The organism is Deinococcus sp. (assembly GCF_018260405.1).
GTDB lineage: Bacteria > Deinococcota > Deinococci > Deinococcales > Deinococcaceae > Deinococcus.
Genome location: NZ_JAGLBG010000047.1, coordinates 1 through 19,786, shown reverse-complemented (window position 1 = coordinate 19,786; position 19,786 = coordinate 1). Strand labels below are relative to the sequence as shown.

Below are 19,786 nucleotides of genomic sequence, written 5' to 3'. Positions count from 1 at the left end.
TCGCTAGGGTAAGCTGCGCGTTCCACCGTTAAAGCCTAAAACATTTCCCATGGTTAGGGCCTCAGACAGCCTCTTAGCAAAACAGACGGCAGTCCGTACTGGTTTCATACGGACTACCCCAGGATGCGCCTGGTTAAGGAGACAAGACGCCCACAGCCTATCCCCAGGCGCTCCCATGTAACGAACTACTTCCGACTGTTCGTACTTGAAATCATGCTTCTGCCCGGCTGGCCCGCAAGCTGCTCCAGACGGCCAGCCCAATAAAGCCCGCGCCAATCAGCCCGGTGACCACTTCGGGAATGTGAATGTTGCGGTTCATACTTATCAGCATGATGACCGCCAGTGCGCCGATGCCGTAGTGTGCGCCGTGTTCCAGGAAACGGTAAGCCTCCAGCGTGCCCTTTTTCACCATCATAATGGTCAGCGAACGCACGAACATGGCCCCAATCGTCAGCCCAGCAGCGATGAGCATGATGTCCTTGGTCAGCGCGAAAGCCCCAATCACCCCATCCAGCGAGAAGCTGGCGTCCAGAATTTCCAGATAGATGAACGAGCTGAGGCCCGCCGCGCCCGCCTTGGCACTCAGGTTGTCGGCCTCGAAGTAGTTGCCTACCGCGTCCATTGCCAGATACACCAGCAGCCCCAAAAATCCAGCCGTCAGCGCGGCCAGCTGCTCGGCGGGGGCGACCACGTTGTGAACCAGGAGCAGCAGCAGTGCGCCCACCAGCACCGACTGAATAGTGTCCAGCTTGCCGATGCTAGACAGGCGGCTTTCCAGGCGGGTCAGCCAGTGTTCTTCCTTATCGGGGTCCATGAAGTATTTCAGGAAGACCATCATCAGGAAGGTGCCGCCAAAGGCACTGATAGTGACGTGAGCTTGTTCCAGATGGTGGGCATACGTTTCTGGGTTGCCAAACGCCTCGCGCACAGTTTCCATCAGGCCCATTCCCGAGGTGAGCGCCACAATCACAATAGGGAAAATAAAGCGCATCCCAAAGACGGCAATTAGCATCCCCCAGGTCAGAAAGCGCTGCTGCCACTTGGAGGACATGTCGCGCAGCACGCTGGCATTGACCACGGCGTTGTCAAAGCTGAGCGAGACTTCCAGCACGCCCAGCAGCAGAGCTATTACCAGCGCACTTCCTAGCGCCGAGAGGCTGTGGCCCCCACGCACGTAACCGTCCCACGACGCCACCGCGAGGCACACCAGCGTGACCACGATAGAAAGACCAAAAAATTCCCGAATAGTTGACTTCATCTAGACTCCTCATGAAAAGGTGGAGGCGTAGTCGCCCCCACAGCACTCTAAAGCCGACGTTTAGATGTTCACGCCGTAATTTTTGGCCATCGGCCCCAGACCGCCCGTATAGCCCTGGCCTACCGCGCGGAACTTCCACTCGCTGCCGTGGCGGTAGATTTCGCCAAAAATAACGGCGGTTTCGGTGGAAAAATCCTCGCCCAAGTCATAGCGGGTCAGCTCCTGGCCGGTTTCGTCGTTGACAATGCGGATAAACGAGCCGCCCACCTGCCCGAAGTTCTGGCGGCGCTGCTCGGCCTCATGGATGGTTACCGCCACGGCAATCTTGTCGATGTCGGCGGGCACGCGTGACAGGTCAACCTTGATGCTCTCGTCGTCGCCGTCGCCCTCGCCAGTCAGGTTGTCGCCGGTATGCTCGACACTGCCGTCGCTGCTGGTCTTCTGGTTGTAGAAAATAAAGTCATGGTCGCCGCGAACCTTGCCGTTAGCGGCCAGAAGAAAAGCGCTGGCGTCCAGGTCAAACGCCTGCCCGTCGGTGGAGCGGGGGTCCCAGCCCAGGCCGACCAGGATACGGCGCAGGTTAGGGGCCTCTTTGGACAGCGAAATGTTGCCACCTTTTTGCAGTGATAGTGCCATATGGGTGCTCCTTTTAAGAATGAATGTGGGCTAACGGATGGAAGGTGACGCTCAGACGTAGGGCCGCATGTCCGGCAGATTGTCCTGATAGGTGCGTCCCCGGCTGGGCGTGCCGATAGCGGTCATCGTCCAGTCGCTGCCGCTCCGCTTCAGGCTCGCCATAATCATCGCGCTGTGGCCGCCCTGAGCCGAGAGGTTGTAGCGGGCAATTTCGGCGTTGCCCTGGGCGTTGACCAGACGGCAGTAGGCGTTTTCCACCTGACTGAAATCCTGCCCGCTGTAATTATTGACGCTGAAAATCACCGTCTGCACGTTGGCTGGCAGGCGCGAGAGGTCAACCGAGATGGTCTCATCGTCGCCGTCGCCCGCACCAGTGCGGTTATCGCCGCTGTGGCGAATGGTGCCGTCCTTGCTTTGCAACTGCCGGAACCACACCACGTCCAACAGCGCGCCGCTAGAATCAAACAGCAGCGCATTGGCGTCCAGGTCGATGTCCTGACTGCCGCCGCCGAAGCCAAAGAAGCCCTTTTTCTTGGCCGCGTCCCAGCCAAGGCCCATGACCACATTCGTCAGCGACGGCCCAGCTTCCTTGGCGAGTGAGATTTGCTGACCTTTTTGCAGTGAGATAGGCATACTAGTTTCTCCTTGAACAGTGACCGCTGTGGGTAAGCTTTTTTAACGCAGAATCCCGGCTCGGCGGGCGTCGCGTTGCCAGCTGTCGAGTTCGTTAACCAGCGAATCGAACAGCTGATTATCCGGCAAATCGATACTCGCCGGAACGCTGAAAAAATCGGCATTATCTACCATGCGGCCTTGCAGGTCGTCCAGCTTTTCCAGAAAACCGAAGCTGTCGGCGGCGGCCCGCTGCATCAGTCCACCCAGGAAGCCGCCCTTACCAGCCGCCTGGTCAATCCCCATGAATTTCCAGAAAATCGGTTCGCGCGAGGCCTCAATCATCTGGCGAACGACCGCGTCCCGGTTGCTGGTGCCGCCGTCGGTGATGAACAAAACCAGGGTCGGAATGTCGAAGCCCTCACGCCGCACGTCTTCCCGCAGCATGGTCATAACCGGGTTGTAATGGGTGCCGCCTTCGAGTTCCACACCCATCCGGTTGACAAAGCCGCTGACATTACCGAGCGACAAGGCCCCTTTGCGGTGTGCCTTGACGCCGAACAGATAAACCTCGACTTCGCCATCATCGTCTAGCCGCGCGGCCAGGGCTAACGCACGCTCGGCCAGTTTTTGTACGGCTCCGTTCTGATACTCACGCTGCATGCTGGCACTGATGTCCAAAATCAGTTTGACGCGGTACTGGGCCTCGCTCAGTCCGCGTTTTTCCAGGCTGATGCTCGCGGTCTTAATCAGACTGACCAGTCCGGGTTGTTCGCGTTCAGCCTTTTCTAAGATGACCCGCTGCCGCTCTTTTCGCAGATTGACCGGGCTGGTGACCGGAGGGGCAGAGGCGGCGGGGAGCGGTTCATTTGCAGTCTCCGCCACCTCGCCGCCGAAATGCCCCACCAGCGCGGCCAGTCCGCCGTTGAAGCCCTGCGCCACCGCCGCCAGCCGCCAGCCGCCGCTGTGACGGTAGAGCCGCAATAACATCACGGCTTTCTCAGCCTTTAAGTGGGGTTTTACGTCAAAGGTATGCGCCCCGAAACTTACGTTCAGGCGGCCCGCGTTGCTCAGTGGCGACTCGTCGTGGGTGGCGGTCAGGTAGACCTCGTCCACGGCGGGCGGTAGCGCCTGCAACTCAAAGGTAAACTCGCCGGGAGGCCGCAGGGTTATGGCCCCCTCGGGGCTACGCGGCTGGTTGTAAAAGACCATGTAGCGGTCATCCGCCAGCTTGCCGCCTTGCAACCCAAACGCGCTGAAGTCGGTGCCGTGCAGGTCGCACTCTACGCGCACCTCTAGGCGTTCGCTCAGGCCCAGGTCGGCCAGTGTTTTTCGCTCGCCTGCTTGCATCATTTGCTCCCTGGCCCCCAGCGAAAGCCAAAGCCGTAGTGTTCATCGCAGTCCGAATGGCCGTAAAAGTAGCGCTCCTCTTTGGTAATCTGGATTTCTCCACCAAAGTTTTCAATGCGGGCAATGGCGCAGAAAGTGCGGCGCACGTCGGGATTGCTCAGGCGCACCGTGATTTCGTTGCCGCGCGGGTCTTTGAGCATCAGCCGCCCGTTGACGCGGGTAAAGTCGCTGGTACCCTCGTAGATGAAGGCAAAAATCAGGACGGTGTGAATCAGGTCAGGACGATAGATAACCAGATTTTCGCCGTCGCTGGCGGCCCCGGTGCGGTCGTCCTTGTCCAGCTCGATATACGGAACCAGTCGCTCAGAGCCAAACGAGTTGCCCAGGGCCTGAACCACACCGCCCTCGCCACTGTTCAGTACGTACATGCAGCCCAGGTCGAGGTCGGCCCCCGCCCGGAACAGCCCACCGCCCCGGTCCCAGTTCAGGTTTACGCGAATCGGGTCGGCCCCGCCCGCCTTGCTGAGGCTGAGTTTGGTACTTTGGCCCTGCTTGTCCAGCGTGATTTTTTGCAGGCTGATGGTGGGGGCCGGTGTGGGTGCTGGGGCTGAATTTGGTGCGGGCGAAAGCGGCGCTGGGTGGCCTGCCGGAGTGTCTTTGACCTCGCCGCCGTAGTGCTTGACCAGGGCTTCAAGTCCGCCGTTAAACCCCTGACCGACGGCTCCGACACGCCAGACATCCTTGAAATACACATCAAAGAGCATCACGGCCCTTTGCGCCTGAAAGTCGCGCCCGGTGACGCGGTAGGTCGCCAGTGGCGTGCCGCCCGCACCAAGCGTTATCTCGGCGTGGTCAATCTGCCCGAAGCTGCCGTTATCCACTGTGGCGGCCAGACTCAGGCGGCGCACACTGGGGGGCAGTCGCGCAAGATCAAGGGTAAAGGTCTTTTCACCCCGCGCCCCGCTGCTCATGCTGACTGCCCCTTCCGGGCTGCGCGGCTGGTTGAAAAAAACCATGTAGCGGTCATCGCTGAGTTTGCCCTCAGCGTCCAGGCCGAACACCATCAGGTCATATTCAGCGGCGGGGCCAGTCACGCGGGCCGAGAGCGTCAGCATGGTGGACGGCGTGAGGTTGCTCAGCGGCGATTTCTGTCCAGTCTGAAAGGTCTGCATGATTTCAGGCTTTAGGGCGGAGCGGCGGCCAGGGAATTGCCCCGCCGCCACCTACAGCCTTTAGACGTTCACGCCGTAGTTTTTAGCCATCGGCCCCAGCCCGCCCGCGTAGCCCTGCCCCACGGCCTTGAATTTCCAGTCGCTGCCGTGGCGGTAGATTTCACCGAAAATCATGGCGGTGTCGGTGCTGGCGTCTTCCGAGAGGTCGTAGCGGGCGATCTCCGCGCCGCCAGCCTTGTTCAGCACCCGGATGTATGCCTTGCTGACCTGCCCAAAGTTCTGACTGCGGGTCTCGGCCTCGTGGATGGTCACGCACACGGCGATTTTGTCTACGTCGGCGGGCACTTTGGAAAGGTCAATCTCCACTGTTTCGTCGTCGCCTTCGCCCGCGCCGGTGGTGTTGTCGCCGTTGTGAATTACGCTGCCGTCGCTGCTGGCCTTGTTGTTGTAGAAGATAAAGTCGCTGTCGCTGCGTACCTTACCGCTGGCGTTCAGCAAGAACACGCTGCCGTCGAGGTCAAAGGCCTGCCCGTCGGTGGCGCGGGGATCCCAGCCCAGACCGATGGTGATAGCGCTGAGGCCGGGGGCTTCTTTGGAGAGCGAGACGTTTCCGCCTTTGGAAAGAGATACAGCCATGTAAGTTCCTCCTGAAACGAGTTGAGAGTAAGAGCTTGAGTGTGTTGCAGACTTAGTTTAGCCGGAATTTCATCTGAGCGTTAGAATTGGCGAAAGAAGGGGCTTGATGGTTAGCAACGCATAAAGTCGCTCAGGCTTTCTGCTCAGGCTTGGCTAAGATTCGGCCACTGTTGGCCACGGCCCATGGGGATTTTTACCCCAAAGCTTATGGCCCAAGCTCCGGCTTTACAAACCGAATTCGGCTGGCGTCAGGCTCAGCGCGTGGATAATTTCGCGCATTACGGCCTGCTCCTTGGCATCAAAATCACCGTCGGCATTGGCGATGACCGCGGCGAGTTGCACCACGGCGCGGGCTTCTTCCGGCTTCTTGACCTTCCCGATGGTCTGCATCAGCTCGATCTTGCCAAAGTCGAAGTCGCGGCTGATTTTGTCGCAGTAGGCGTCGTATTTGTCGCGCAGCTTGCCTACATCAAACGACTTGAGCTTGTCGCTGCTGGTAATGAACTGGGCGGTGCGGGTGCGCTCCTGCTGGTCAATCTTGCCGTCGGCGGCGCCAATCAGGGCGCAGGCGGCCATCGTCGCGTCGGCAAAAGCGGCGTTATTGAAACGGTCAAAGCCTTCCTGGGCCGCCTTCTGGCCGTCTTGCGCCATCTGCTTGAGCTTATTCAGAAATCCCATGCTAATTCCTCCGTGATGCGAAATTAAGGTGCTGCCACACTCTATACGCGACTTACGCCGTAAAGTTCCGCCCGCGTCAGGACTTCCTGCGCCCAGCGGCTGTGAGTGGCAGGTTCGCACATGCGCCCATGCAGCGAAAACACCGCTGGTGCGTCGGGGGCCAAGATAGCCTGCGCCTCGGCCACGTCGGTTTCGGCCACCCGGTAACCGTTGATGACCGTGTCAATCTGCGCCGGGTGCACGATGGTCTTGCCGCACAGTCCGTAATCCAGATCCTGGCGCAGCTCACGCTCCAGCGTTTCGGAATCCGAAAAGACCTCATACACGGGGCTGGACAGGTTCAGGCCGTAGGGTTTGAACACGCCCACCAGCATGGAGATGACCCGTTCCAGCGGCCCCTCGTACAGTGTGCGACCACGGGCGCGGCGCACCCCCAGCACGTTCAGCAGGTCGTTACCGCCGATGCGTAGACTCAGAATCCGCTCCTGCCAGCACTCGTGAAAAATCTGGTCTCGCAGCAGGTTCATGTGGTCTTCGGACAGCGCCTCACGGGTTTCCAGCGTGGGCATCACGCGGATGTGCGCCGGGGCCTGGCGCTCTATCAGCCGCAGGTAGTCGCCCAGATTGCCGCCGTGAACCTTGGGCAGCACGAAGCCGGAAATGCCGCCCAGGTCGTACTCCAGCACCTGCGCCAGCACCACAGGGTTACGCACCCGGATAAAGCGCAGCGGCCCCCCGGCGGCGGACAGCTGCGGCAGCACGCCGCGCAGGTTCGCCAGCGCCAGCGGCACGTCTTCGGGGCGCACGGCGTCCTCGGTGCAATAAATCAGGCTGCCCAGGCGCGGGTACTTTCCCTGTCCCAGCGCCAACAAATCCGGGCGGGCCGCCGGGACGTACAGGCTGGCCCCCAACTGCCAAGGGTTGAGCTGGCTCATTCTTGCCCGCCAGGGGCGATGAGCGCGGCGGCGAGGTAGGGCAAATCGGGGTGTTCGGTGGTCGGAATGCCCGCCCCCTCAGCCAGTTGCGCCAGATGCCGCGTGTCGGGATGTGTGGGGTCACGCAGCAGCAGGTGAGCGGGCTGGCGGCGCAGAAACACGCGGGTGGCCTCGCCCACGCTGGGCTTGACCAGAGACGGGTCGTGAACGCCGAGTTCCGCCGCGAGGCGCAGCACCTCCTGGTAGGGACGGACGGGCCGTGGGCTGCTGGGGAGCACGAAGTCAGGGCCGAAAGGCGCAGTCAGGGCGTCCAGGGCGGCCAGATACTTGGCCGTCACGTCCCAGTCGCGCAGCTTCCCCTCCACGCAGGCGGCGTGCAACTCGTGCGGCCCCGTCATGAAGGTGCGGCTGAGCAGCCCGCAGACGGTGGCATTCAGCACGGCGTGCGCCAGCAGCAGGTCGTCCGTGGTGGCCGCGTGGGTGGCTACGCCCGCTGGGTCGCTCAGCACTGCCAGCACAGGCGCCACCTCCGGCGGCAGGCTGGCGGCCAGCGTGCCCAGGATGCTGCCCTTGCCCGTCCAGCCGTCCACGAAAATCAGTGTCGCGCCGGGGTGCGCGGCCCTGACCTGTGCCAGCGCTACGCGGTCTATTCCCACGCCGCGAATGATACTGAGGGTGTGGTGCGGCAACTCCGGCGTGCCGCAGGTGCCAGCCCAGCGCCGCGCAAGCCGCCGCATCGCGCAGCCCACCGGGGTACCGGCGCGGGCCAGCGACACCAGCACCGGGCGCGAGTAGTCCCGTAAAAGCTGCGCCGTCAGCCCCGCAATCAGCGCCCCGACCCGCTCGCCGTTGCGGGCCAGGGCATTGGAATAGGCCCCCTGCTGCGCCTCGCTAGGCACCTTTTCGGGTGCGAGCAGCTCGCCGTAGGACACCCCAGAGCGAATCAGCGCCTCTTTTTCGGCCACGCTGACCAGCCGGGCCTGGGCGGGCCGCAGATGAATGGTCACGTCGGCGGGCGGCAGGGTGTGAGCCAGTGAACCGGGTTGGGGGTCTGCGCTCAAAGGGTCGCCCCAGAAAGTGGATGCTGGGCCGTGGGCGTCAAAAACACTGTACCTTTGCCGCTCAGGACAAAGACCAACCCTTCGCCGGAGCGCGCCGCATTGCGCAGGCCGCGCACCAGCGGGCGCAGTTCTACCTTCAGCGACGCTGAATACATCAGCATCAGGTCGCCGTCTACCATCACCGAGTCGCGCCCACTCAGTTCGATAACCTCCACTTCCGAAACGGGCACCGGCGATTCCACCACAAAGATGCCCGCCCCGGTCAGCTTGGGCTGGCGCAGGCCGTTGCCCGATAGCACCCCGGCAACGCTGGTGTGCGTGTGGGTGCCGACCCGCATAGTGTCCTGGGCCATATAAAAGGCGCGGTCGTCAAGAATCATCTCATCGCCCGGCTCGCCGCCCGCTTCGGCAATGACAAAGTGTTTGCGGGTCGGCTCTGTCCAGACCTTGCCCTGCCCGGTAAAGCGGGTGGCAAACGCGCCCTCGCCAGTGCCAGCGGCGGCCACCGCCCGGCGCAGAAAGCCGCCCTGCTGCTGCTGTTCCACGCTGGCCTGTACCTGTCCCACGCTGTACTGAAAGGCCCCCGGCTCCAGCAGCACACCGCTGCCCTGCAACTCGGCTTCCACGGTAAAACGCCCGTCCATCTCACGGGTTTCGGTAAGACCGTTCGCGCCCTGCGAGAAGCGGGTGACGCGGGTCAAAGCGTGAATTCGCAGGGTGAGGCCGTTGCCGCGCTGCTCCTGCACCAGTTGCATATGTTCCATCTCAGGACAGTCTTATCTTGGTATGTCAACTCTGCATGAGACGCGCCTTTTGCAGTGCCCTCATCAGCTGCCCGGCGGTGGGCGAAACGGCAAAGTCGCACTCCTGCATAAAGGGGAGGTCGCTGACCGAGTCGCCCAGCCCCAGGGTCAGCGCGGCCCCCGCAAAGTGCCGCTGGCGCAGGTAGCGCACCGCCGCCGCCTTGCCCAGCGTGCGCGGCAGCAGGCTGACGTTGTTGGCGTTGGCGATGACCTGTAGCGGGTGAGCGTCGTCCAGCCCGCTTTCCCAGTGCCCCTGCAAGTGGGCCAGCGCCTGCGCGTCGGCCTGCGGGTGCTTGATAACGGCCATGAACGGCAGCCCGGCGGCCTGATGAATGCTGAGGCGGCAGCCCAGGCGGCTGGCTTCCGGCCTGATTTGCTGGCTCAGCGCGTGCAACTGGCCCTGCAAGGACTCTAGCTGGGAGAAAACCTGCGCCGCCCAGACCTCATCCAGGTTTCCTGCCGGGGTCAGGATGGTCAGCCCGTGATTAACGACCCGCCACGAGGTAAACGGCAGCGTCACTCGGCGCATAGCGGCCTCGTCGCGGCCCGTGACCGGGATCACTGTGACCTTGCCGCCCCGCAGCAGTTCCATGAGCGTCACCTGCGCCGGGGTGGAATACGAATGCGCCGCGCCCGCCGTATTGACCGTTGCGGCCTGGAGGGTGTCCGGCGCGACTCCAGGCAGCTTGCGTAAGGTCTGAAAAAGCGTGTCGTCCAGGTCGGCAAAGGCCACGATTTTGTCAGTCATAACCGTGTCAGTTGTGCCAGTTAGACCAGTTGTGCCAATTAGACTAGTCATGCCAGTTTCACCGCCCTGGCGTGCGGCCCCAGTTCCCGCAGCAATTCGGGGTCAGGCTCACAGCGGCCCTCGTAGGTCAGCAGGATGTGATCGTAGTCTGCGGGGCTAACATTGTAGAGGTAATTGGGGATGCCGTCGTCGACGCTGTCGCTGAAGGTCAGGGTCCGGCCCATCGCCAGCCCCGGCAGAATCGGGCTGCGGGTGGTGGCGCTCCAGTGACAGCGGGCGACCGAGGGGGCCAGAGCCGCCGCCAGAGCGTAGGCCGGATACTGAAACTCGCCCATTCCCAGCACCAGCACCCGGTCGGTGTGGCTAAAAGTCAGGTGTGGCAGGCTAGTTCCCGCCACGTCGCCGTAGCGCGGTGAGAGCGTGGGCAAAAGCTCCGTCTTATCTTCCCCGTTGCCCACCACCGCCGGAAGCTGGGGCGGCTGCCAGTCGGGCGCAGTGGTAAAACTAAACGAGCCGCGCAGCACGCTGACAAAGTCGACCGGAACGCCCAGCGCGGCGGCCAGTTCGCCCCGGCGTCCGCACCAGTCGGTCAGGCTGACCAGCACGACCCGCTTTACCTGCGGGTGCAGTTCCAGCCACGCCACCGCCAGATTCTGAAGGGTGGTTCCAGTCGAAATCTCGTCGTCTACCAGCACCAGTTCCCGCGCCACGCGGGCTTGCTCACCGGGGTCGTACAGCAGGTGCGCGGGCGCGTGCGAGTGCGGCTCGTCAAAGCGCAGCAGCAGGGGCCGCCGGGTCAGGTAGCGGGTGGTGTGCTGGAAAGTCGCCTGCCTCCCGGTCTGCTCCAGCCACGTCTGGAAGACCCCCTCACCCAGCGCGGTGGCCGTTTCCGCCAGCCCTATAAAGTGCGGCTGCGTGAGGGGCGGCAGCGCGGCGGCCAGCAGCGTCCAGACCTGTTTGGCCGTGTGGGGCGTGACGGGAATATGCTTACCCAGCACCTTGCTGACAAACAGAAACCCGCGCCTGGGGTTGCGCCGCACGGCGTAGTCCAGCAGGTCGTCCAGGGGCAGGGCGCTCCGGTCAATCTTCAGGGTCAGGGTGCCGCTGGGCAGGAGGACAGTCCTGGAGTCGGCCTCACTTACCGCCATGTCCGCACCGTCTTGTCCTCGGTGACGCTCAGGCCGGTCTGCACGGGCGGCAGACGGTTCCAGTCCAGCTGGCCCGTGGCGGCGTCCAGCAGCAGGCGCGCAAAATTGATGCCCGCTGCCATGCTATAGCGCAGGCCCCCGGACGCGCGGGCGTTGATTTCCAGCATATTGGCGACCCCGTCAGCGTCTTTAGTCTGAAAGTTAAAAATTCCGCTGAGATTGTATTTCCGGGCCAGCTGTCCGGCGACCTCGACCAAATCGGGGCGGTCTTCAATCAGTTGCCCCGCGCCACCCTTGCGGCGCACCACGGCCCGAATCAGGCGGCCTTGCCACGCCACGCAGTCGATGCTGCGTTCGTGGCCCTCCAGGGTATGCATCAGCAGCATGGTGGGCAGTTCGCCGCTGCCCAGCAGCTCACGGGCGGCCTGCACACTCAGCTGGTACAGTTCGCCGCGCAGGAAGGCCGCCAGGTCGGGCTGTTCCAGCAGCACCCGGAACCCGCTGGCATAGATGCCCCGCGCCGGTTTCATGCACAGTCTCACACCTGGAACTTTAAGTTCGGCGTAGGCGGCGTCAAATTCTGCGAGCGTCTGAAAGGTCATCCAGCGGGGAATAGGCAAAATATTCGTGTCCCAGCCGCGCAAAAACTCGTCCTTGCGCTCCAGCAGGCGCTGGGTGGCCTCGTCGGCGGGCACGATCAGGCGCGTGCCAATGGCCTCAAATTCGGCCTGATGCGAGGCCAGCCGTTCGCGCTCTTTGCCCGGAATGACCCACCCGATGCCGTGCTCCTGGCAGGTTTGCAGCAACCAGGCCACATACGCCTCGCCTAGCACCCCTTGCGGCTCCACTAGGCGGTATGGGGCCGCCGTCAGCATCCCGTGCTGGGGGTCGCTGTGGCTGGCCCAGACCTCGTAGGGCGATCCTTCCAGGGCGCGAATCTGAGCCGCAGTTACGCTAAAGTTTTTGGCAAAGAGCACCTTTGGGCCAGATGTTGCTGCGCCAGATGCGGCTGGACCAGTTACGGCTGGACTAGTTACTGGGCGGCTGGGCATCCTGAGCAGTATACCGGCTGGAAAATAGGGCGCAGATGCCCGGCGGCCTTCAACTGAGTCGTTGCCCAAACTCCTGCGCTGCCTGCAACGCCGCAGCCCTAGCCTGGGCGCTGTGCTGAGCCTGCAATGCCCGCAGCCGCGCCAGCTGCCCGGCGTCGAGGTGAGCCTGCACGCCTCCGGCCACCAGTTCAGCCTCATGGCCGGTCAACGCCAGCACCAGCCCGGCCAGAAAGTGCTGCTGAAGCTCGTCCTCAGCCCGCAACAGGCGCTGTGGGTGAGTCTGAAAGTGGTGCTGCTGTAAGACCGCGTTTCTGAGCCGCTGCGCCAGTGACCCGGAAAATCCCAGCAGGCTCTGGGCTGTGACTCTGAGGCCAGCGGCCCGGTACTGCTCCGCCGCTCCGACATCGCCACTGGTATACGCCCAACCGTCGGCCCGCAGGTTAATAAGCGATTCCAGGTCAACCACTTCCAGCAACCGTAAAAGCTCGGTGTTGGTCAGGTCTGGTGCATCGACGAGTTGCGTCAGCACATCGTCTTGTTCCGGGCCTCCGAGTTTGGCCATGAGCGCCGCTGACTCCCGCCAGTGGTCAAGGGCACTGACATCCTGGGTGACCGGCAAACTGCTGTCCAGGTCGTAAAGGGTCAGGTCGTTGGTTTTAAGGTGGGCCAGCAGCAGCCGCCCCGCATTGGTCCGTTCACCGCCCACGCCGCCCCGGTAGAGTTGCATCAACTTCTGGCCTTTGGCGATGGCGTCGGGGGGCAACATAGGATCATGCTACAGCTTCAATTTCTCCGTAATTTATTAGTCGTTCGGGCCGTTTCATAACTCAGGGCAGGGAAAGTCTGAAATAAGCTGTTTAGCACGCGCTTCGCGTCACCCCTATCGGTTTGCCCTCTGCGAGTCCGAGCCTCTTGCAGCGCAAGCTGTAGCCGTCCCCCGCAGATAGGAAGAGGCTGAAAAATTCGTGCTGGTCACACTTGGGCGCAGCAGGACTTTCAAAGTGTCCGAACCATTGTTCAGAAAGTGTTGGCTAAAGTGTCGGCTAAAGTAAGCACATGCGTTTCCTTGTGGTAGAAGACGAACTCGACATCCGGAGGCCCCTGGTTGCCAATCTGCGTGAAGCAGGCTTTGCCGTCGATGAAGCCCAGAGCGCGACGGAAGCGCACGAACTGGCTGTCAATTTTCCCTTCGATGCCTTGATGGTCGATGTTGGTTTACCAGAGGGGCCGCTGGCAGGCTTTAGTCTGGTGCGGCAGCTACGCAGCGAAGGCCACAGCGTTCCCGTTATGTTTCTGACCGCCCGTGACGCCGTTGAGGACCGCATTACGGGCCTGGATGCCGGGGGCGACGACTATATGGTCAAACCGTTTCACCTGGGTGAGGTGCAGGCCAGACTACGCGCACTGGTCCGGCGTGGCCGCGCCGAAATTCAGAGTACCCGTGTATGGCACGATCTGGAATTCGACTGGACTTCACGGGCCGTGAGCCGCTCCGGGCAGCGTGTGGCCCTGACCGCTAAGGAATACTCGCTGCTGGAAGTGCTGGCCTCACATCCAGGGCGCGTGTTTACCCGTGAAGAACTGATTGACCGTGTATGGGACGGGCGGTTCGACGCCGAATCGAATGTGGTCGACACCTACGTTCGCAACCTGCGCCGCAAACTCGGCGACGATGTGGTGCAGACGATGCGCGGCGTAGGCTACAGCTTTCCGGCTGGGGAGTAAGCCTTGACCCTCCGGGCACGCCTGACCCTACTGACCTTCTGGGTCATGCTAGTCTCGCTGCTTACCTTTGCCGGGATTGCCGGAGTAATGCTCTGGCGGGTAGAACTCGGAAGCGTCGTGCGGCAGACCTCGGCGCAGGCCGACGCCCTCCTGACCATTGCCACGACCGACCCGGGCGACCACCAGTTCGCACTGGACGCCGATGATCTGCTAGAGCAAAATGGCCTGAGCGCAGCGGCCCGCATCTACAACGGGGCCGCACTTAGCTGGTCCGGAGGAGCCAACGGCCCGGATACCCTCGACCCTACTTTTCTCAGCGACCAGGAAACGCGGGCGACACGCGCAGTCGGCAGCTATCTGGTGGCCTCGCGGCGTACAGGTGACACGACCGTGCAGGTGGGGCGCAGTCTGGAACCGCTTACCCATCTGCTGCGGCGTTACGCACTGATCGCTTCCCTGACGCTGCTGCTTCTCAGTAGTGCGGGCGGCGCACTGGTGGCCCATGAGGTGCGCCGTACCCTGCACCCCCTCGAACAGCTGGCGGCGCGGGTCGAACACCTCGACCAGCCCGGAGCGCTCCCGGCACAGCAGGAAAACGACGAAGTGGGTGCGCTGGCCCGCGCCCTGCAACGCAGTCTGAGTGCCCTCAGGGCCGAGCGCGAACGCGAGACGCTGTTTCTGGCAAGTGCGTCCCACGAATTGCGAACACCGGTCACGGCAATGCTGGCCGACGTGCAGCACGTCCTGTCGCGGGAACGGCCCGCCGCCGAGTTGAGGGCCACCCTGGAACGCACCGAGAAAACCGCCAGCCGCCTGCGGCAACTGACCGGTAACCTGATGACCCTGACGCGTGTGCAGCGGCTCACCGGCGAGCACGGCCCCGTCAAGCCCACTGACAACTTCGCTCTGCTCGACCTGCTCGAAGTGGCAGGCGAGGCCGTGGACCTGCTGCAACCCCTGGCCCTCAAGCAAAATCTCGATCTCTGGCTTGATGGACAGACCTGCCTGGTTCGTGGGGACCGGGTCATGCTCGGCAGCGTGCTTGAAAACCTGATCGGCAACGCCATTAAATTTACGCCCAGAGACGGCGAAGTACAGGTTCAGGTGACTTACCTGGGCAACGGTGATGTGCAGCTGACGGTACAGGACAGCGGCCCCGGCTTTCCAGAGGGTGCGCTGACCGAAGCGTTCGTGCGGGGGCAAACCAGGGTCGAGGGCTTTGGGCTGGGGCTGGCGGTGGTGCGTGAAGTCATCGAGGCGCACCACGGTCAACTGCTCCTGGGCCACGCCAGCGGCGGAGGCGCACAGGTCAGGGTGACGCTTCCCTCCCCTACCCCAGCAGAACGGGGCTGAGCAGCGCAGGTGCCCCCCACCCAGCTGTCTCCCATCCAATCCAGGCCTAAAGCAGCTTTCATCATGACGCCCTTTGGAGAACTTCAGCCCAAGTGGCTTGCCCAGGCAAGACGGACTCGCCTGGGCAAGCCTGCCCGCTTCCTGGGCAAAACGGCACCCAGGCAGGGGCCTGCCCGCTGTCTTGGCAGCAAAAGCCATAAATGACATGGCCTTTTTACAGGCTTTTATCCTTATGACCGGATAAAAGTCATGAGAGATGCCGTCCCAAGAGGCGGCTCTGGTGGGGCACGGGTGGACTTGACCGGGTGAGGGTCAGGGTGGCCCGGTATAAAAAGGGTTTTCAAGATGGGAAATCTACGTGCTAGACGCGACGATATAGATCGTCTCCCCAACTGTAAATTGCTCAAGCGGCGCTCTTTATGAGCATCAACCGTATTTTCCGGACAGGCCCTTAGTAGCACCTGGCTATAGTTACATTGGTCTGGGAAAAGAGCCCAAACCCACTCCACTTCCGCCCAGAACTCCTTTTGGCTACTCGCTCTGCTTCGCAGCTTTGCAAGTCCGCTCGGAGCGATGATGCAATCATCACCCGCCAGCTACTTAGGCGGGTTATCCCCCAGATAGGTTAGTCCGCTTTTAACCGTGGCGTAACCTGGGTGCGCCAGTATAAGCTTATGAAGAAGAACCTTTCCATGCTGGCTCTGACAGGCGCTCTGGCCCTGGGTGGTTTCCTGGGGTATGGCCTGAACGAACGCAGTGCCGCGCAGCAGAGTGCGGCGGTAGTGACCCCGGCATCCACAGCCCTGCCCACCGCCCAGACGCAGACGGGGGCGACGGCCCTGATTCCTACGGCGGACAATGGCCGCGCCAGAACCGAATCGGAGGCCAATACCGTGCAACTGGTCAAGGCCCGGCAAAACGGTCTGGTGTACATCAGTGTGACGGAAAAGAGTACGGCCACCCCGCAGGCCCAGCTGCGCCAACGGCTACAGGAGCAGTTCGGGCAGCAGTTCAACCTGCCCGACGACGGCAATAGCGGCACTGGCGAACTGGCACGCGGCACCGGTAGCGGCTTTTTTGTCGATACGCAGGGCGACATCATCACCAACAACCACGTGGTAGAGGGAGCCGATACCATTACCATCCGCCTGCACGGCAGCAAGCAGACCTATAAAGCCAAAGTCGTGGCCCGCGCCCCCGACTTCGATCTGGCTCTCATTCGGGCCGACGGGCTAAGCAGTGACAGGATTCAGCCGATGCCGCTGGGCGACAGCGACAAGCTAGACGTGGGCCTCAAGGCCGTGGCAATGGGCGCACCCTTCGACCTGGATTTCAGCGTGTCCGAAGGCATCATCAGCAGTCTGGAACGCAAAGTCGCGGTAGGCACCAAGGAAATTCAGCAGAGCGTCATTCAGACCGACGCCGCCATCAATCCCGGCAACTCGGGCGGGCCACTGCTCGACAGCGCCGGACAGGTTATCGGGGTCAACACCCAGATTCTGACCGGGGGCATCGGCCAGAGCGCAGGGGTAGGCTTTGCCATCCCGATCAACACAGTCAAAAAACTGTTACCGCAGCTTCAGGCGGGCAACGGGCAGGTGCTCAAGACTCCTTCGTTGGGCGTGCAGTTTACCGATCTCAGCGGGCTGAGTCCCGAGGTGCGCCAGAAGTACGGTCTTCCGGCCAATGGCGCACTGCTTCAAAACGTCTTTCCGAATAGCCCGGCAGCGGCGGCACAGCTCAGAGGCGGCAGCAACAACGCCATTCAGGATACCAACCCGGCGACGGGGCAAACGGGCGCAATCAGCACCAACGGCGACATCATTACCGCCATCGATGGCCAGAGCGTCGCCACAGGAGACGACCTGCAACGCGCCATCATCAGCAAACGCCTGGGCGACAGCGTCAAATTGACTGTTCAGAACGGCAGACAGTCCCGCGAAGTCACCGTGACCCTCAGCGCATTCAATTTCCCGGCCAATCCCAGCGCCCAGAACTGATCCGGCCTGTCCTCCAATTCCCGTATGTCTGGAGCGGGCAGGCCTACTCAAGCGAGTCCGTTTTGCCCAAGAAGCGGGCAGGCCCCTTCAAGGGTGCTGTTTTGGTCAAGAGGCGGCCCGGCCTGCTCAAGCAAGCTGCACTGCCCCGAATCATGAGAGAGCTTTCGGCACCCCTCAGCTTCTTTGGGACGAAGCGCTACGAGACAAGACATAAAAATATCCGCGACCAGAAGATACTGGGGCGGATATTCTGTGTTGCCTTTAGCGCCCTTACGATACAGCCGGGGTCTACTTTTTCCTCATCTCCTGGTCAGGCCAGAAAACCGTAAAGCCGACTGCCCCGGTTGGACCACCAGACTGGTCGTAAAATCTGATGGTTAAAGCCGTAACACTGTACAGTTCGGCGCTTACAATCTGATGCTGAGGTTCTTAATCGCGTCATCGATGGTGAGCCAACTGGAAGCGGGCTTGGAGCTTGCAGAAGGGTTAAAGATAGCGCCCTTAATGTCGTATGGCCCAGTAATTCCCGAGGTTCCCTTGAAGTGCACGACATTCCAGCCAGCGTTGAGGCTGACTACCGGGGTTTGGGGGTTTTGAAACTTGGCCGAGATAGCACTGACCTGCGGCGAATTAGCCAGCTTAGTGCAATCGACTGAGCCGCTGAGATTGGTGGCCTGGTCGACATAGACCCACAGATCCATATTCATCTCGGAACTGACCGACGCGACATTGCCCTGCGCCGAGGCTGCATAAACTTGCTGTGAGGCGCCGCTCCGCACGGCGTTAAGCGCAGCGAAGCCAAAGCCCTTAGCCGCCGCATTGCTGGAAATCAGGTTGCCTACACAGCCTACGTTCGCCATGATCGTGCTGGCCGACACCAGCTGTCCAGCCAGCGCACCCGCGTCCGGCAGGTTCAGCGTAAAGCTGCCGTCAGCTGCCACAGGCGCCGAAGCCAGCACGGTCGTTCCTGTCCCGGCGAGTGAAATCTTACCCTCGCCCGAACCACTCTTGACCGTTCCAGTGACCTGAACGGGGGGCGCCACCGGGGTTTTAGGATCTGAGGAGCAGCTCGATAGGGCGACGGTCAGGGTAGTCAGCATTAACGGAGCCATTAGTTTATTCATGGGCTTTAAGCCTAGCAGAAGGTTATATCCGTTTTCTTAAAACCATCTTCTATGAAGTGCCACGCGGCAACGCGGTCTCCACCTTTTGGCGGTTGGTTCCTCAGGCCAGACCCGCTATTCTCGCTGGGTGCTTCGTCCGCCCGCTTTTATTCTGCTTGCTCTGGCAGGACTGACGGCGCTGCTTTCTCCAGCAGTTCCGGCCCTGCTGCGTTACGGAACCCTGCCGCACAAAGCGCAGGGGCCGATCAATCTCGTGTTGGCGGGTATGGATGTCGATTACGACTGGAAAGCCCCCGTCTGGCCTTACCCCGCCAAGCCCCTGGATTTCAAGACCCGCACCGACACGCTGATGCTGGCGCAGATTCGCCCGGACGGGCAGATCAACCTGCTGAGCATTCCGCGCGATACCTGGGTCGATATCGACGGTTACGGCTGGGGCAAGATCAACAGTGCCAACAAACACGCCGCCGAAGCCTCCCCAGATGACCCCGAAGCCGGGCCCAGAGCGCTGATGACCAGCGTACAGAAGTTAACAGGCGTTCCCGTTGATGGCTACCTGTTCTTATCCCTCAGTGCCGTGCGCGACCTGACCAACGCGGCGGGTGGCGTCAGGGTAGACGTGCCGCAGCGCATGAAATACGACGACAACGCCGGGCACCTACACATCGACTTGCACCCCGGCCCTCAGAACCTCAGCGGCGAACAGGCCGAAGGCTTTCTGCGCTTCCGGCACGACGGCATGTCGGATATAGGCCGCGTGGGGCGGCAGCAGGCTTTTATCAGTGCGCTAAGCAACAAACTCCGCAGTCCGCTGAACTGGTGGCGCTTGCCGGGCGCCGCCGGAGCGATCAACCGCAACACCAGAAGCGGCCTGACCCGCACCCAGGTCGGCGAACTGCTGGGCGCAGTCCTGAGCGGCCCTAAAATCAATGCCCTGACCCTGCCCGGCCGCTTCGGCCAGGGCGGAACCTGGGTGGTGGACCGCCCGGTTCTGGGTCAGCTGGTGCAGCAGCACTTCCGCGATCCCAGCGACCCGCGCAACCAAACCATCAGCGTGGTCAATCTGGCCGCCCCCGCAGGCAGCGCCACCCGGCTAAAATCCCGACTGGAAGCAAGTGGGTACGCTTCGGTTCAGATCGCCGAGGAACCCCGCCATGAGACCGCCACGACCATTTCCGGCACCGGGGCAAACCGGGTCCGGCAGACCCTGGGATTCGGGAGCGTCAGCAACGAAGCGCCGACCACCGGGGCAGAAATCACCATCCGGCTGGGCAACGACACACCGCCGAACTGAGCAACACAATAGGTCAAGCGGCTATGCATTCGATCTGTTTCATTGACAGCCCGCCAGGACGCCGGATTGCCAACTCCACGCCCGGAACCCGTAGCTCTCCTACTCGCGTCCGCCCGGATTGAATCTATTGATAACGCGGAAAGTTGTTGTCGAATTGTAAACTCTGGACATGTCTGAGGTTTGGAAGCCACGACTCCTCAC

Annotated in this window: 19 protein-coding genes; 4 read left to right on the top strand and 15 right to left on the bottom strand. The window is 61.9% G+C overall.

Annotation, left to right across the window (positions count from 1 at the left end):
- Positions 1–211: 211 nt before the first annotated feature.
- The 14 genes from QZ269_RS07690 to QZ269_RS07625 form a co-directional block, all read right to left on the bottom strand.
- Entirely contained in the window at positions 212–1,258 is a 1,047-nt protein-coding gene (locus tag QZ269_RS07690) for a DUF475 domain-containing protein (protein WP_291425978.1), read from the bottom strand.
- Between the two features lie 60 nt (positions 1,259–1,318).
- Positions 1,319–1,894, bottom strand: a complete 576-nt coding sequence (locus tag QZ269_RS07685; RefSeq protein ID WP_291425976.1) for a TerD family protein — start codon at positions 1,892–1,894, stop codon at positions 1,319–1,321.
- A 51-nt stretch (positions 1,895–1,945) separates the two neighbouring features.
- On the bottom strand, positions 1,946–2,527 hold the full coding sequence (locus QZ269_RS07680; RefSeq protein ID WP_291425973.1) for a TerD family protein: 582 nt from the start codon (positions 2,525–2,527) through the stop codon (positions 1,946–1,948).
- A 42-nt stretch (positions 2,528–2,569) separates the two neighbouring features.
- On the bottom strand, positions 2,570–3,859 hold the full coding sequence (locus QZ269_RS07675) for a VWA domain-containing protein (protein ID WP_291425971.1): 1,290 nt from the start codon (positions 3,857–3,859) through the stop codon (positions 2,570–2,572).
- Positions 3,856–5,028, bottom strand: coding sequence for a TerD family protein (locus tag QZ269_RS07670; RefSeq protein WP_291425968.1), 1,173 nt, complete (start codon positions 5,026–5,028; stop codon positions 3,856–3,858). The genes QZ269_RS07675 and QZ269_RS07670 overlap by 4 nt, the downstream gene beginning before the upstream one ends.
- Before the next feature lie 60 nt (positions 5,029–5,088).
- Positions 5,089–5,664, bottom strand: coding sequence for a TerD family protein (locus tag QZ269_RS07665; RefSeq protein ID WP_291425966.1), 576 nt, complete (start codon positions 5,662–5,664; stop codon positions 5,089–5,091).
- A 225-nt stretch (positions 5,665–5,889) separates the two neighbouring features.
- On the bottom strand, positions 5,890–6,342 hold the full coding sequence (locus tag QZ269_RS07660) for a tellurite resistance TerB family protein (RefSeq protein WP_291425964.1): 453 nt from the start codon (positions 6,340–6,342) through the stop codon (positions 5,890–5,892).
- Between the two features lie 41 nt (positions 6,343–6,383).
- Complete coding sequence (locus QZ269_RS07655; RefSeq protein WP_291425962.1) at positions 6,384–7,277, bottom strand: HpcH/HpaI aldolase/citrate lyase family protein; 894 nt, start codon at positions 7,275–7,277, stop codon at positions 6,384–6,386.
- On the bottom strand, positions 7,274–8,338 hold the full coding sequence (locus QZ269_RS07650; protein ID WP_291425960.1) for a cysteine protease StiP domain-containing protein: 1,065 nt from the start codon (positions 8,336–8,338) through the stop codon (positions 7,274–7,276). The genes QZ269_RS07655 and QZ269_RS07650 overlap by 4 nt, the downstream gene beginning before the upstream one ends.
- A complete protein-coding gene (locus QZ269_RS07645) occupies positions 8,335–9,102 on the bottom strand; it encodes an AIM24 family protein (protein ID WP_291425958.1) in 768 nt (255 codons plus the stop codon). Before QZ269_RS07645 ends, QZ269_RS07650 begins: the two co-directional genes overlap by 4 nt.
- 25 nt (positions 9,103–9,127) lie before the next feature.
- Entirely contained in the window at positions 9,128–9,940 is an 813-nt protein-coding gene (locus tag QZ269_RS07640) for a hypothetical protein (protein WP_291425956.1), read from the bottom strand.
- Complete coding sequence (locus QZ269_RS07635) at positions 9,937–11,037, bottom strand: phosphoribosyltransferase domain-containing protein (RefSeq protein WP_291425954.1); 1,101 nt, start codon at positions 11,035–11,037, stop codon at positions 9,937–9,939. The genes QZ269_RS07640 and QZ269_RS07635 overlap by 4 nt, the downstream gene beginning before the upstream one ends.
- Complete coding sequence (locus QZ269_RS07630; RefSeq protein ID WP_291425952.1) at positions 11,028–12,014, bottom strand: ATP-grasp domain-containing protein; 987 nt, start codon at positions 12,012–12,014, stop codon at positions 11,028–11,030. Before QZ269_RS07630 ends, QZ269_RS07635 begins: the two co-directional genes overlap by 10 nt.
- 124 nt (positions 12,015–12,138) lie before the next feature.
- A complete protein-coding gene (locus tag QZ269_RS07625; RefSeq protein ID WP_291425951.1) occupies positions 12,139–12,855 on the bottom strand; it encodes a hypothetical protein in 717 nt (238 codons plus the stop codon).
- A 290-nt stretch (positions 12,856–13,145) separates the two neighbouring features.
- Here QZ269_RS07625 and QZ269_RS07620 point away from each other — a divergent pair, with 290 nt between their 5' ends.
- The 3 genes from QZ269_RS07620 to QZ269_RS07610 all read left to right on the top strand — a co-directional run bounded on the left by QZ269_RS07620 (position 13,146) and on the right by QZ269_RS07610 (position 17,167).
- On the top strand, positions 13,146–13,814 hold the full coding sequence (locus QZ269_RS07620) for a response regulator transcription factor (RefSeq protein ID WP_291425950.1): 669 nt from the start codon (positions 13,146–13,148) through the stop codon (positions 13,812–13,814).
- A gap of 3 nt (positions 13,815–13,817) precedes the next feature.
- The gene (locus tag QZ269_RS07615; protein ID WP_291425949.1) at positions 13,818–15,167 is read left to right on the top strand and encodes a sensor histidine kinase KdpD; all 1,350 of its coding nucleotides are present in this window, start codon (positions 13,818–13,820) and stop codon (positions 15,165–15,167) included.
- Positions 15,168–15,841: 674 nt separating this feature from the next.
- Positions 15,842–17,167 (top strand): trypsin-like peptidase domain-containing protein, encoded by a 1,326-nt coding sequence (locus QZ269_RS07610; RefSeq protein ID WP_291425948.1) that lies wholly within the window; start codon positions 15,842–15,844, stop codon positions 17,165–17,167.
- A gap of 407 nt (positions 17,168–17,574) precedes the next feature.
- Here the strand turns inward: QZ269_RS07610 and QZ269_RS07605 are convergent, their stop codons facing one another.
- On the bottom strand, positions 17,575–18,291 hold the full coding sequence (locus tag QZ269_RS07605; protein WP_291425947.1) for a hypothetical protein: 717 nt from the start codon (positions 18,289–18,291) through the stop codon (positions 17,575–17,577).
- Between the two features lie 127 nt (positions 18,292–18,418).
- Here QZ269_RS07605 and QZ269_RS07600 point away from each other — a divergent pair, with 127 nt between their 5' ends.
- A complete protein-coding gene (locus QZ269_RS07600; protein WP_291425946.1) occupies positions 18,419–19,585 on the top strand; it encodes an LCP family protein in 1,167 nt (388 codons plus the stop codon).
- Positions 19,586–19,786 lie beyond the last annotated feature (201 nt).

Bases quoted from the DNA above. Each gene is read 5' to 3' on its own strand.
- QZ269_RS07690 (WP_291425978.1), bottom strand. From the start codon at position 1,258: ATGAAGTCAACTATTCGGGAATTTTTTGGTCTTTCTATCGTGGTCACG.
- QZ269_RS07685 (WP_291425976.1), bottom strand. From the start codon at position 1,894: ATGGCACTATCACTGCAAAAAGGTGGCAACATTTCGCTGTCCAAAGAG.
- QZ269_RS07680 (WP_291425973.1), bottom strand. From the start codon at position 2,527: ATGCCTATCTCACTGCAAAAAGGTCAGCAAATCTCACTCGCCAAGGAA.
- QZ269_RS07675 (WP_291425971.1), bottom strand. From the start codon at position 3,859: ATGATGCAAGCAGGCGAGCGAAAAACACTGGCCGACCTGGGCCTGAGC.
- QZ269_RS07670 (WP_291425968.1), bottom strand. From the start codon at position 5,028: ATGCAGACCTTTCAGACTGGACAGAAATCGCCGCTGAGCAACCTCACG.
- QZ269_RS07665 (WP_291425966.1), bottom strand. From the start codon at position 5,664: ATGGCTGTATCTCTTTCCAAAGGCGGAAACGTCTCGCTCTCCAAAGAA.
- QZ269_RS07660 (WP_291425964.1), bottom strand. From the start codon at position 6,342: ATGGGATTTCTGAATAAGCTCAAGCAGATGGCGCAAGACGGCCAGAAG.
- QZ269_RS07655 (WP_291425962.1), bottom strand. From the start codon at position 7,277: ATGAGCCAGCTCAACCCTTGGCAGTTGGGGGCCAGCCTGTACGTCCCG.
- QZ269_RS07645 (WP_291425958.1), bottom strand. From the start codon at position 9,102: ATGGAACATATGCAACTGGTGCAGGAGCAGCGCGGCAACGGCCTCACC.
- QZ269_RS07640 (WP_291425956.1), bottom strand. From the start codon at position 9,940: ATGACTAGTCTAATTGGCACAACTGGTCTAACTGGCACAACTGACACG.
- QZ269_RS07635 (WP_291425954.1), bottom strand. From the start codon at position 11,037: ATGGCGGTAAGTGAGGCCGACTCCAGGACTGTCCTCCTGCCCAGCGGC.
- QZ269_RS07625 (WP_291425951.1), bottom strand. From the start codon at position 12,855: ATGTTGCCCCCCGACGCCATCGCCAAAGGCCAGAAGTTGATGCAACTC.
- QZ269_RS07620 (WP_291425950.1), top strand. From the start codon at position 13,146: ATGCGTTTCCTTGTGGTAGAAGACGAACTCGACATCCGGAGGCCCCTG.
- QZ269_RS07610 (WP_291425948.1), top strand. From the start codon at position 15,842: ATGAAGAAGAACCTTTCCATGCTGGCTCTGACAGGCGCTCTGGCCCTG.
- QZ269_RS07605 (WP_291425947.1), bottom strand. From the start codon at position 18,291: ATGAATAAACTAATGGCTCCGTTAATGCTGACTACCCTGACCGTCGCC.